This is a genomic window from Klebsiella sp. CN_Kp066 (assembly GCF_040065135.1).
GTDB lineage: Bacteria > Pseudomonadota > Gammaproteobacteria > Enterobacterales > Enterobacteriaceae > Klebsiella > Klebsiella oxytoca.
On the sequence record NZ_JBEAIU010000038.1, the window covers coordinates 17,040 to 29,147 of the forward strand.

General features: G+C 56.1%; 10 protein-coding genes. 2 read left to right on the forward strand and 8 right to left on the reverse strand.

From position 1 onward, the window contains the following. Nucleotides 1-36 precede the first annotated feature (36 nt). From apaH to lptD, 6 genes are all read right to left on the reverse strand, one after another. Entirely contained in the window at nucleotides 37-885 is an 849-nt protein-coding gene (apaH, locus tag ABLV75_RS14790; RefSeq protein WP_004108229.1) for a bis(5'-nucleosyl)-tetraphosphatase (symmetrical) ApaH, read from the reverse strand. A 4-nt stretch (nucleotides 886-889) separates the two neighbouring features. Then, nucleotides 890-1,267, reverse strand: coding sequence for a Co2+/Mg2+ efflux protein ApaG (gene apaG, locus ABLV75_RS14795; protein WP_004108227.1), 378 nt, complete (start codon nucleotides 1,265-1,267; stop codon nucleotides 890-892). Nucleotides 1,268-1,269: 2 nt separating this feature from the next. After that, nucleotides 1,270-2,091 carry a 16S rRNA (adenine(1518)-N(6)/adenine(1519)-N(6))-dimethyltransferase RsmA gene (rsmA, locus tag ABLV75_RS14800; RefSeq protein WP_004108225.1) on the reverse strand — a complete coding sequence of 274 codons (822 nt, stop codon included), beginning with the start codon at nucleotides 2,089-2,091 and terminating at the stop codon, nucleotides 1,270-1,272. Continuing rightward, complete coding sequence (gene pdxA, locus ABLV75_RS14805; RefSeq protein WP_024273721.1) at nucleotides 2,088-3,077, reverse strand: 4-hydroxythreonine-4-phosphate dehydrogenase PdxA; 990 nt, start codon at nucleotides 3,075-3,077, stop codon at nucleotides 2,088-2,090. Before pdxA ends, rsmA begins: the two co-directional genes overlap by 4 nt. 112 nt (nucleotides 3,078-3,189) lie before the next feature. Continuing rightward, nucleotides 3,190-4,476 carry a peptidylprolyl isomerase SurA gene (gene surA / locus ABLV75_RS14810; protein WP_004108221.1) on the reverse strand — a complete coding sequence of 429 codons (1,287 nt, stop codon included), beginning with the start codon at nucleotides 4,474-4,476 and terminating at the stop codon, nucleotides 3,190-3,192. 53 nt (nucleotides 4,477-4,529) lie between these two features. Beyond that, a complete protein-coding gene (gene lptD, locus ABLV75_RS14815) occupies nucleotides 4,530-6,872 on the reverse strand; it encodes an LPS assembly protein LptD (RefSeq protein WP_032704964.1) in 2,343 nt (780 codons plus the stop codon). Nucleotides 6,873-7,116: 244 nt separating this feature from the next. Between lptD and djlA the strand changes: the two genes are divergently transcribed. Then, entirely contained in the window at nucleotides 7,117-7,944 is an 828-nt protein-coding gene (gene djlA / locus ABLV75_RS14820; protein WP_004108210.1) for a co-chaperone DjlA, read from the forward strand. A 30-nt stretch (nucleotides 7,945-7,974) separates the two neighbouring features. Here the strand turns inward: djlA and ABLV75_RS14825 are convergent, their stop codons facing one another. Together ABLV75_RS14825 and ABLV75_RS14830 are read right to left on the reverse strand one after the other, a co-directional pair. After that, nucleotides 7,975-8,673, reverse strand: a complete 699-nt coding sequence (locus ABLV75_RS14825; protein ID WP_004108208.1) for a response regulator — start codon at nucleotides 8,671-8,673, stop codon at nucleotides 7,975-7,977. Next, the gene (locus ABLV75_RS14830) at nucleotides 8,663-10,288 is read right to left on the reverse strand and encodes a sensor histidine kinase (RefSeq protein WP_004108206.1); all 1,626 of its coding nucleotides are present in this window, start codon (nucleotides 10,286-10,288) and stop codon (nucleotides 8,663-8,665) included. Before ABLV75_RS14830 ends, ABLV75_RS14825 begins: the two co-directional genes overlap by 11 nt. A gap of 324 nt (nucleotides 10,289-10,612) precedes the next feature. On the opposite strand from ABLV75_RS14830, the gene ABLV75_RS14835 reads away from it, so the two are divergent. Beyond that, a complete protein-coding gene (locus tag ABLV75_RS14835; protein ID WP_004108203.1) occupies nucleotides 10,613-11,968 on the forward strand; it encodes a 2-hydroxycarboxylate transporter family protein in 1,356 nt (451 codons plus the stop codon). Nucleotides 11,969-12,108 lie beyond the last annotated feature (140 nt).

Sequence of the window (12,108 nt, forward strand, 5' to 3'; positions counted from 1 at the left end):
TTCCCCGGTGGCGTTCGCTCACCGGGGTGACTCTCTTCAGGAGGCGATCGCCTCGCCTTCATCAAGATTTGGCTGCCGGTTTGACGGCTGCGTGAAGTACGTCTTATCTTCCCAGCGCAGGCAGGTCAGATCGCCGCCCCAGCAGCAGCCGGTATCCAGCGCGTAAATCCCTTCCGGCGTGCCTTTCCCTTCCAGCGAAGCCCAATGACCGAAGGCAATACTGTACTCGCTGGCCACCGGCCCGGGAATAGCAAACCACGGCTTGAGCGGCGCGGGCGCGTTTTCCGGCGCCTCTTTGGCATACATATCCAGCTGGCCGTTCGGAAAGCAGTAGCGCATGCGGGTAAAAGCGTTAGAGATAAAGCGCAGGCGCGCCAGTCCGCTCAGTTCGTTGCTCCAGTTGTTCGGCATGTCGCCGTACATCGCATCGAGGAAGAACGGATAGGAGTCGCTGGCAAGCACGGCTTCCACGTCGCGAGCGCACTGTTTAGCGGTTTCCAGATCCCACTGCGGCGTGATCCCGGCGTGGGCCATAACCAGCTTTTTCTCTTCATCGATTTGCATCATCGGCTGACGACGCAGCCAGTTGAGCAGATCGTCGGCGTCCGGCGCCTCAAGCAGCGATTTCAGCCGATCTTTGGGTTTATTGCGGCTAATGCCCGCAAAGACCGCCAGCAGGTGCAGGTCATGATTGCCCAGCACGATGCGTACGCTGTCGCCAAGCTGTTTCACGAAACGCAGTACTTCGAGCGAACCGGGGCCGCGCGCGACCAGGTCGCCCGTCAGCCACAGCGTATCAGTCTCAGGGTTAAACTCCACCTGCTCTAATAGTGCGATCAGTTCATCGTAGCAACCGTGAACGTCGCCAATAAGGTATGTAGACATTGTTTTAATGGATGAGAGTGGGTACTGCGAGACGGAAAACAGGGATTTCAATGGTGAACGGCGCGCCGTTCACATCGATCATCTCATAATGTCCCTGCATGGTGCCCAGCGGCGTTTCAATGACCGCGCCGCTGGTATATTGGTATTCACCGCCGGCCGGAATATGCGGCTGCTCGCCGACAACGCCTTCCCCCTGGACTTCGGTCTCACGACCGTGCCCATTGGTGATAAGCCAGTAGCGGCCAAGAAGCTGAACCTGAGTCCGCCCCAGATTGCGAATGGTGACGGTATAAGCGAAGACGTAGCGCTCTTCTTGCGGAGAAGATTGCGATTCGATATAGACGCTTTGCACCTGTACACAAACTCGGGGCGAATTAATCATGGTTAGCTCTCCTTGGTGGGCGCGTTCTCAGATAACCAGTTAGCTAGCTGACAGTACTGCGCCACGGAAATATTCTCTGCGCGCTTCGCCGGGTCGATGCCCAGCTCGGTCAGAACTTCAACGCTGAACAGATTGCCCAGACTGTTGCGGATCGTTTTCCGACGCTGGTTAAAGGCTTCTGTCGTGATGCGGCTCAGCACGCGCACATCTTTAACGGGATGCGGCAGCGTGCGGTAAGGCACCAGGCGCACCACGGCGGAATCAACTTTAGGCGGCGGCGTAAAGGCGCTCGGCGGAACTTCAAGCACCGGGATAATCTGGCAGTAGTACTGCGCCATGACGCTTAGTCGACCATACGCCTTACTGTTCGGCCCGGCAACCAGACGATTGACCACCTCTTTTTGCAGCATAAAGTGCATATCGGCAATGGCATCAGTATAGCTGAACAGATGGAACATCAGCGGGGTCGAGATGTTGTACGGCAGGTTGCCGAATACGCGCAGCGGTTGGCCCATGTTCTGCGACAGCTCGCCGAAGTTCATGGTCATCGCATCCTGCTGATAAATCGTCAGCTTTGGTCCGAGGAACGGATGCGTTTGCAGACGAGCGGCCAGGTCGCGGTCCAGCTCGATAACGGTGAGCTGGTCGAGGCGTTCACCGACCGGTTCGGTCAGCGCGGCGAGGCCGGGGCCGATTTCAACAATCGCCTGGCCTTTCTGTGGATTGATGGCCGAGACAATGCTGTCGATCACAAACCGATCGTTGAGAAAGTTTTGCCCGAAGCGTTTACGGGCTAAGTGGCCCTGATGGACTCGATTATTCATTGAGTATTAACAATCATTTTAATGGCGAGATTAAGCGCCGTGATAAAACTGCCGACTTCCGCTTTCCCCTGGCCCGCAAGTTCAAGCGCGGTGCCGTGGTCAACGGAAGTGCGAATAAATGGTAAACCGAGCGTAATATTCACGCCGCGGCCAAAGCCCTGGTATTTTAGCACGGGCAGGCCCTGATCGTGATACATCGCGAGTACCGCATCGGCATGGTCGAGATATTTCGGCTGAAACAGGGTATCTGCCGGCAGCGGGCCGCTGAGATTCATCCCCTTCGCGCGCATCTCTTCCAGCACCGGAATAATGGTATCAATCTCTTCCGTGCCCATATGGCCGCCTTCGCCCGCGTGCGGGTTCAGGCCGCAAACCAGCACGTGCGGGTTATTGATACCAAATTTGGTGCGCAGATCGTGATGCAGAATGGTGATGATTTCCCGCAGCAGCTCGGGGGTAATCGCATCGCTTATTGCTTTAAGCGGCAGGTGAGTGGTCACCAGCGCCACGCGCAGCGCTTCGGTCGCCAGCATCATCACCACTTTACTGGCCTGCGAGCGCTCTTCAAAGAACTCGGTATGACCGGTGAAGGCGATCCCCGCATCGTTGATAATGCCCTTGTGCACCGGCCCGGTAATCAGCGCGGCGAATTCGCCGTTCAGACAGCCATCACAGGCGCGGGCCAGCGTTTCCACCACATAGCTGCCGTTGCTGACGTTGAGCACGCCTGGCTCAACCGGCGCATTGAGAGCGACGGGAAGAAGCGTCAGGGTGCCTGCGCGCTGCGGCGTAGCGGGAACGGTAGGGTCATAAGGCAGAAGCGATAAAGGAAGACCGAGCAGGCTTGCCCGGTCGGATAACAGAGCGCCATCGGCGCAAATCACCAGCTCGACCGGCCAGTCGCGCTGTGCAAGCTGCACAACGAGGTCGGGGCCAATCCCGGCAGGTTCGCCGGGAGTGATAACAACTCGATTCATACACTTCATCCTTCAGGCGTTCTCTTACTGGCTGCGCTTCGTCGCCCCAGTCAGAGACCAGGGCGATTCGCCGAGCCGCCTCGATACACCCTGAGTGATGTTGTGTATGAGGCTAATGCGATTAGTTGCTCAGTACCTTAACGTAGGCGCTGGCGCGCTGTTCCTGCATCCAGGTAGCCGCTTCTTCAGAGAATTTACGGTTCATCAGCATGCGGTAAGCGCGATCTTTCTGCGCGGCGTCGGTTCTGTCGACGTTGCGGGTATCCAGCAGCTCAATCAGGTGCCAGCCGAAGGATGAGTGAACCGGTGCGCTGGTCTGGCCTTTATTGAGGCGCAGAATAGCGTCGCGGAAGGCCGGATCGAAGATATCCGGCGTTGCCCAGCCTAAATCACCGCCCTGGTTTGCCGAACCCGGATCTTCAGAGAACTCTTTTGCCGCTTTAGCAAACGTGGTTTTGCCGCTCTTAATGTCAGCCGCAATTTGCTCCAGCTTTGCCCGGGCCTGATTGTCATTCATGATCGGCGACGGTTTCAGCAGGATGTGGCGGGCGTGAACTTCAGTCACGGAGATATTCTGGCTGCCGCCGCGCATATCGTTGATTTTCAGGATATGGAAGCCAACGCCGGAACGTACCGGACCAACGATATCGCCTTTCTTAGCCGTGCTCAGCGCCTGGGCGAAGATGCCCGGCAGTTCCTGAATACGACCCCAGCCCATCTGGCCGCCTTTCAGCGCCTGCTGGTCGGCTGAGTAGGTGATCGCCAGTTTGCCGAAATCCGCGCCGCTGCGCGCCTGCTGAACCACCGAGTTGGCCTGGTCCTGAGCTTCTGCCACCTGCTCGGAAGTGGGGTTTTCCGGCAGCGGGATCAGAATGTGGCTGAGGTTGAGTTCGGTGCTGGCGTCGTTCTGATCGCCAATCTGCTTCGCCAGGGTTTCAACTTCCTGCGGCAGAACGGTAATACGGCGACGTACTTCGTTGTTACGCACTTCCGAAATCAGCATCTCTTTGCGGATCTGATTACGATAGGTGTTGTAGTTAATACCGTCATAGGCCAGACGGCTGCGCATCTGATCCATGGTCATGTTGTTCTGTTTGGCGATGTTGGCGATAGCCTGGTCCAGCTGATCGTCAGAGATCTTCACGCCCATTTTCTGACCCATCTGCAGGACAATCTGGTCCATGATCAGACGCTCAAGGATCTGATGACGCAGGGTGGCGTCATCCGGCAGCTGCTGCCCGGCCTGGCCGGCGTTAAGTTTTACCGATTGCATCAAGCCATCGACGTCGCTTTCCAGAACAACGCCATTATTGACGACAGCCGCTACTTTATCGACAACCTGTGGGGCAGCGAAACTGGTATTCGCGATCATGGCGATACCGAGAAGCAGCGTTTTCCAGTTCTTCATACTTTTTCCATTTCAATTAACCGCAATTGCGGATTACGTTTAAACCAGCCACATCACAGGGAGCTCTGGTACGGTAAAATGTTCGAACGCAGCATCTGCTGGGTGCCGAGACCGTAATTGGAGCTCAGGCCGCGCAGCTCAATGTTAAAGCCGAAGGTATTGTCGTATTTGCTTTCGCTGCTGCTGTTATCCCAGCCGTTGATCTTACGTTCATAGCCAACGCGGATAGCGTAGCAGCAGGAGCTATACTGCACCCCTAACATCTGGTTCGCTGACTTTCTGGTATTCGTATCGTAGTAATACGCGCCGACGACTGCCCAACGATCGACGATTGGCCAGCTGGCGGTCATTCCCACCTGCGAAATACCATCTTTATACTGCTTAGCGGTGGAATACGAAGGCAGAGTCGCCTGAATGTATTCCGGACTTGCATAACGATAGTTAAGTTGTACTAAACGGTTTTCGTCGCGACGGTATTCCACGGTTCCGCTGCTGGTCGCGACGTTATCCAGACGCGTATCGTACTGAATTCCCCCGCGTAAACCCCAGTCGTCGGTAATGCGCCAGTAGGTATCCCCGGCCCATACCAGTGAACCTCGCGTGTCGTTGTTCTCCCAGTTGATGTTGTCGTCACCGGTACGTGCTTCGGTGAAATAGTAGATTTGACCAACGGAAATATTAAAACGTTCAACTGCGGCGGCATCATAAACGCGAGATGTGATGCCGGTGGAGACCTGGTTGGCGGACGCAATACGGTCCAGACCGCTGTAGGTGCGGTCGCGGAACAGGCCGCTGTAGTCTGATTGCAACAGCGTTGAGTCGTAGCTGCCGATCTTGCTCTGGTCACGATACGGGATATACAGATACTGCATGCGCGGTTCAAGCGTCTGGGTATAGTTCTCTTGCATATCGCGCTCGAAAACCATTTTGCCGTCGACTTTAAACTGCGGCATGACGCGGTTAACGGAGTCTTTATAGTCAGTGCCGTTGGCCGCGTTGTAGCTATCAAGGTTGCTTTGCTGGTAATGGGTGGCCAGCAGTTTTGCCTCAGTATTGATGCTTCCCCAGCCGTTAGACAGCGGCAGGTTGATGGTTGGCTCAAGGTGAAGACGCGTTGCTTCCGGCATTTTGCTGTTCGAGTTAACAAAATGCACCGCCTGGCCATAAAGATGCGTATCAAACGGGCCGACGTCGTTCTGGTAGTAGTTCACGTCCAGCTGCGGCTCGGCGGAATAGGCATTGCTTGAGTCGCGGTCAAAGACCTGGAACTGCTTGGTCGATACGGTGGCATCGAAATTCTGATTCGCGTAGCCGGCGCTGAGTTTCTGCGTGGCATAGCCATCGGTACTGGAACCGTATTTGGAGCTGAAATCGTTAAAGTAGTCCGGGTCGCTGACTTTGGTGTAGTCGGCGTTGAAACGCCACACCTGGTCTACGACGCCTGAATGGTTCCAGTAGAACAGCCAGCGGCGGCTGTTGCTGTCGTTCGAATGATCGTCATGATAAATTTTATCCGACGGCAGGTAGTCGAACTCAAATAAACCGGTCCCTGCTTTGGTCAGATAGCGGAATTCGTTTTCCCACATCACGCCGCCGCGCTTGCTCATATAGTGCGGGGTCAGGGTGGCGTCAAAGTTAGGCGCGATATTCCAGTAGTAAGGGAGATAGAACTCCGCGCCGTTTTTGGTGCTGTATTTAGCGTTGGGGATCAGGAAACCTGAACGGCGCTTATCGCCCACCGGCAGCTGCAGGTAGGGACTATAAAAAATCGGCACCGAACCGAGCTTAAAGCGCGCGTTCCAGATCTCAGCCACCTGCTCTTCGCGGTCGTGGATAACTTCGCTGCCGACCACGCTCCAGGTGTCAGAGCCCGGCAGACAGGAGGTAAAGCTGCCGTTTTCCAGAATGGTGTAGCGGTTTTCGCCGCGCTGCTTCATCAGGTCAGCGGTACCGTGCCCCTGACGGCCTACCATTTGGTAATCGCCCTGCCAGACGTTGGTATCTTTGGTGTTGAGATTCGACCAGGCCTTCGGCCCTTTGAGGATCACCTGATTATCGTCATAGTGCACGTTGCCGAGGGCATCAACCGTCCGCACCGGCTGCGGCTGGCCTTCCGCCTGCTGCTGGTGGAGCTGGACCTCATCGGCCTGCAGCCGGCTGTTTCCCTGATTAATATCGACGTTGCCGGTAAATACGGCGTTATCAGGGTAGTTGCCTTTCGCATGATCGGCATCGATCGTCACCGGCAGGTCGTTGGGTTTCCCTTCGACCAAAGGACGATTGTAGCTTGGGACGCCAAGCATACACTGCGTGGCGAGATCGGCAGCGAGGCCCTGTTGGCTATACAAGGCGCTGGCGATCATGGTGGCCAGGAGGCTGGGAATACGTTTTTTCATACGTTGTATTTGTTGTTCCGTCATCGTGTGGCAGCGGCTTGCAAACGGTCAGAGCCTAACTTACTCGTCTAAATCGCGCTAGTGTTAATCCTGCCCGTTTCGAGCCCGAGCGTTAGGCACCGTGTAGAATGACGAGTATGATAAAGCAAATTATAGGCTATGTCCCACAATTGACCGAGGCGTAAACGCTTTGTAACGTGCGGTCAGATATAGCTTAACTGGCGGCAGAGAGATTGGGGAGTCTATGCAGTATTTGGGTAAAATAATTGGCGTTGCGGTTGCGTTGATGATGGGCGGCGGCTTTTGGGGCGTGGTACTGGGCTTTTTAATCGGGCATATGTTTGACCGCGCGCGCAGCCGCCGGCTGAACGTCTTTGCCAACCAGCAGGAGCGCCAGTCGCTGTTCTTCTCGACGACGTTTGAAGTGATGGGGCACCTGACCAAATCAAAAGGGCGCGTCACCGAAGCCGATATCCACGTCGCCAATTTGCTGATGGATCGCATGAATCTTCATGGCGAAGCGCGGACGGCGGCACAGCACGCGTTTCGGGTAGGGAAATCAGATGACTATCCGCTGCGTGAGAAAATGCGCCAGCTGCGCAGCGTCTGTTTTGGCCGCTTTGATTTAATTCGGATGTTTCTGGAAATTCAGCTGCAGGCGGCTTTTGCCGATGGCGATCTGCATCCCAACGAACGTGAAGTGCTGTTTGTGATTGCCGATGAGCTGGGCATCTCCCGCGCTCAGTTTGAGCAGTTCCTGCGCATGATGCAGGGCGGGGCGCAGTTCGGCGGCGGGTCGCAGCAGCAATCTTACGGCCAGCGCGGCGGCAACGCCGGCTGGCAGCAGGCGCAGCGCGGGCCCACTCTGGAAGATGCCTGCAATGTGCTGGGGGTAAAACCGACTGATGATGCCGCCACCGTCAAGCGCGCCTATCGTAAGCTGATGAGCGAGCACCATCCGGATAAGCTGGTGGCGAAAGGGCTACCGCCGGAAATGATGGAGATGGCTAAGCAGAAAGCGCAGGAGATCCAGAAAGCCTGGGAGCTGATCAAAGAACAGCGCGGCTTCTGAACGACCGGCCTCTCCCGGGCGGGGGAGGCGTCACGATGGGCTGGCGGCGCGGCGGTACATACGCCGCGGATGGCCAATCTTGCCGTACAGCATTTCCACCTCCAGAAAGCCGATTTCCACGCAGTGCTCCAGATAGCGACGAGCAGTGGTTTTGCTCAATCCAGCCTCGCTCACCACGTCATCGACCGAAAAGCAGCGTTCTTGATCGCCGGTAAACAGATTTTGCACCAGCGCCAGCGTTTTTTCTTCAATCCCTTTACTGCCGCTATCGGCACGATAGTTTTTGGCCTGTAGCTGATACAGCGAATCCACGTTCTGCTGGTCGACAATCTTCCACTCGCGCTGCTGATCGTAGAACTGCACAAACCGTTCAAGGGACTGGCTCAGGCGCTTCCATGACACCGGCTTAAGAATGTAGTCGAAGGCGCCGTTGCGGATTGCCAGACTACAAGTTTCCATATCGCTGGCGGCGGTGATAAAGATCACCGAGCAGTTAGCCTGGGCCATGATCGGGTCGTTCATCAGCGTGACCCCTTTGCCGTCCGGCAGATAATTATCCAGCAACACCAGCTGGGGCGGCCTGGCGTTGAGTCTCTGCCGCGCCTGGGCGAGGGAGGCCGCCGTGCCTGCCAGCCGCATGCGCGGGTGTTTTTGAATAAGCTCGGCGTGCAGCCGCGCCAGTTCGCTTTCATCTTCGATGATCAGAACATCGACCAGGTCATGATGCATAGTGCGTCTCTTCTTGCGGATGGGCTGGCCCGCTGGCGGGGATAAACAGCGTAAAAATCGCGCCGCGCGGGGCGTTGTCGGCCACTTCAATTGTGCCGCCGGCCTGGGTTACGTAGCGCTCAATAAGATACAGGCCAATACCGTGATCGCCGCGGGTTTTGGTGGTGACGCCGCGCTCAAAAATATGCTCGCGGATCTCCGGACGAATACCGACGCCGCGGTCGGCGACTTCAATCATTAATTCCCGGGCGTTGAGCTGAATCAGAATCTCGACCGGTTCGTGCGGCAGTTCGGCGCGCTGGGTAGCCTCAATAGCGTTATCCAGCAGATTACCGATGATAGAGATAAGCTCGGACTCCATCAATGACGGCAGCGGACGGTCAATGCGGCAGGCCGGGTCAAAGCTCAGTTCAACCCCTTTTTCCCGCGCGCGGGCGGCTTTGCCCAGCAGCAGACCGCACAGCGTCGGCGAATTAAAGTGTGATGAGATAAAGTCCAGCAGCTCCTGGGCATGCTCCGACTGCGCCTGAATGTAGCGAATCGCCTCATCATAGTGGCCCATATGCAGCAGGCCGGAAAGGGTGGTCATACGGTTCAGCTGTTCATGGCGCATGATGCGCAGATTATCAACGTAGCGCTTCACCTGGCTAAGCTGGGCGCTCAGCGAGTTGATTTCGTCGCGGTCGCGGAAAGTGATCACCCAGCCCTGCAGTTCACTCTCCAGCAGGATACGCACCCGGCTGGCGAGAACGGTCAGCTGATTAAAGCGGCACAGCTCGTCGTGGGTATCGTTTTCGAGCATCTCCCCGCTGGCGAAAAACGGCTGCGGCGTAATGACGCTATCGATAGACTTACCGCGCAGCTGATGCGCCGGCTGGCTCAGTCCGAGCAGGCTGCGGGCGGCATGATTTATCACTTCGATACGCCGGTGATGGTCAATTACGATCACCCCTTCGTATATCGACTCCATCATCGCCTTTTGCTGGCGCACCAGCAGGCCGATTTCCCGCGGCTCCAGCGAGAAAATTTGCTTCTTAATGCTGCGGGTGAAGTACCAGGAGAAGATAAACAGCGCAATCAACAGCAGCACTGCGGCGACAAAGATATTGATGACTTTTTCCAGCGTGATGCTGTCGAGATAGCTGGTAAGGTAGCCGACGGAAACAATACCGATGACCCGGCCCGCATCGTCGAAAATCGGCGCTTTGCTGCGCAGGGAAATCCCCAGTCCCCCTTTGCGGATGGTGGTGGCGCTTTTCCCCTCCAGCACCGGCTGGTTATCGCCGCCAACCAGCCGCGTGCCGACCCATTCCGGGTGGACCGAATGAAACAGATGCACGCCTCGCCTGTCGCCAATGACAATAAAGCTGGCGTCGCTGTGGGCGGCGATATTTTGCATAAAAGGTTTTATCGCCAGCGCGTCTTCACGCGCGACCTGTTGGCGTAAATCCGGCATCAGGGCAATTTCTTGCGCCTGTATTTTCGCGCGGGCGCTCATTTCCTGATAAAGCTGACGGCTGGCGTCAAAATAGTAATACACGCCCAGCAGCGCGAAAAGCACTGAGAAAAAAGCGACCAGTGAAATGAACAGCTTAAATTGAAATGAAACCTTCATAATTCTATTGCACCGTATCAGGGATGCGGCACTGTATCATCTTTGGCCATACCGACATCGTGGCTGAGGGAAAACGGTGACCCCCTTCGCAGGCGTCCGGAAACCACAATTATCTGCTGGCGCGGAATTTATCAAGGTTAATCAGGCGCTGGATTTAAAAACCTTAAAAACCACGACCATAAATCAGAGCGGTTTCACAATAATAATAGAAACCATAAAAACCATAGTGACCATTAAAACTTCTTTTTTAATCTGTCGATCCTCACATTAACTCTGCGGATGGCCCTCTAACCTGAAAAATAATAATAACCAGAGGGCTTAATTATGAGCACCACAGACAATGCATTCTCTGCAACCATCGACCCTATCAATACCCCGAAAGCGCCGCTTAAGCAGCGCTGGTGGCATATCCTCGATAACTGGAAAGTCGGTATTATCCCGCTGCCGCTCTTTCTGCTGGCCGGCGGCCTGATTGCCCTGGACTGTTTAGGCGGCAAGCTGCCGAGCGATATCGTCGTGATGGTGGCGACGCTGGCCTTTTTCGGCTTTGCCTGCGGTGAATTCGGCAAACGCCTGCCGGTTCTGGGTAAGCTTGGCGCAGCGGCCATCTGCGCGACTTTTATTCCTTCTGCGCTGGTTCATTACGGCCTGCTGCCGGAGGTGGTGGTGGAATCGACCACCAAATTCTATAAGTCGACCAACATTCTTTATCTTTATATCTGCTGCATTATCGTCGGCAGCATTATGAGCATGAACCGCACCACGCTGATTCAGGGCTTTCTGCGGATTTTCTTCCCGATGCTGTGCGGAGAAATCGTCGGCATGGTCGTTGGCGTCGGCGTCGGTACCGCGCTAGGGCTGGAGCCGTTCCAGGTGTTCTTCTTTATCGTCCTGCCGATCATGGCCGGCGGCGTCGGCGAGGGAGCGATCCCGCTGTCGATTGGCTACGCCGCGCTGATGCATATGGATCAGGGCGTGGCGCTTGGGCGCGTTCTGCCGATGGTGATGCTGGGCAGCCTGACGGCGATTGTTATCTCCGGCTGTTTAAATCAGCTGGGCAAGCGTTTTCCGCATTTGACCGGTGAGGGACAGCTGATGCCGAACCGCCGCAACGAGACGCATCGCGAAACGCCCGTCGAGGGCAAAATGGACGTAACGACGCTGGCCTCCGGCGCGCTGCTGGCGGTGCTGCTCTATATGCTGGGCATGCTGGGGCAGAAGACCATCGGCCTGCCCGCGCCGGTGGGCATGCTGTTCCTCGCGGTGCTGCTGAAGCTGGTGAACGGCGTCTCTCCGCGCCTGCAGGAGGGATCGCAGATGGTGTATAAGTTCTTCCGCACGGCGGTTACCTATCCGATTCTGTTTGCCGTCGGCGTGGCGATCACCCCGTGGCAGGAGCTGGTCAACGCGTTTACCGTAACCAATTTGCTGGTGATTATCAGCACCGTAACGGCGCTGGTGGCGACCGGTTTCCTGGTCGGCAAAAAGATTGGCATGTACCCGATTGACGTGGCGATTGTCTCCTGCTGCCAGAGCGGTCAGGGCGGTACCGGCGACGTGGCGATACTGACCTCCGGCAACCGCATGAACCTGATGCCGTTCGCGCAGATCGCAACCAGGATCGGCGGCGCGATTAATGTTTCGCTGGGTCTGCTGTTCCTCAGTCACTTTCTGGCCTGATTTAACTTTTTTATAACCGCTAAGTCTGCTTTTTCGTGCTAAATGGCGCAGAAAATATCTGCGCCCCGTCTCCAAAACAGGGATCGTTTAGCGATACAATCAGCGCCATTATTCGCGACTGCGACGGCAGCCTGTCCGCT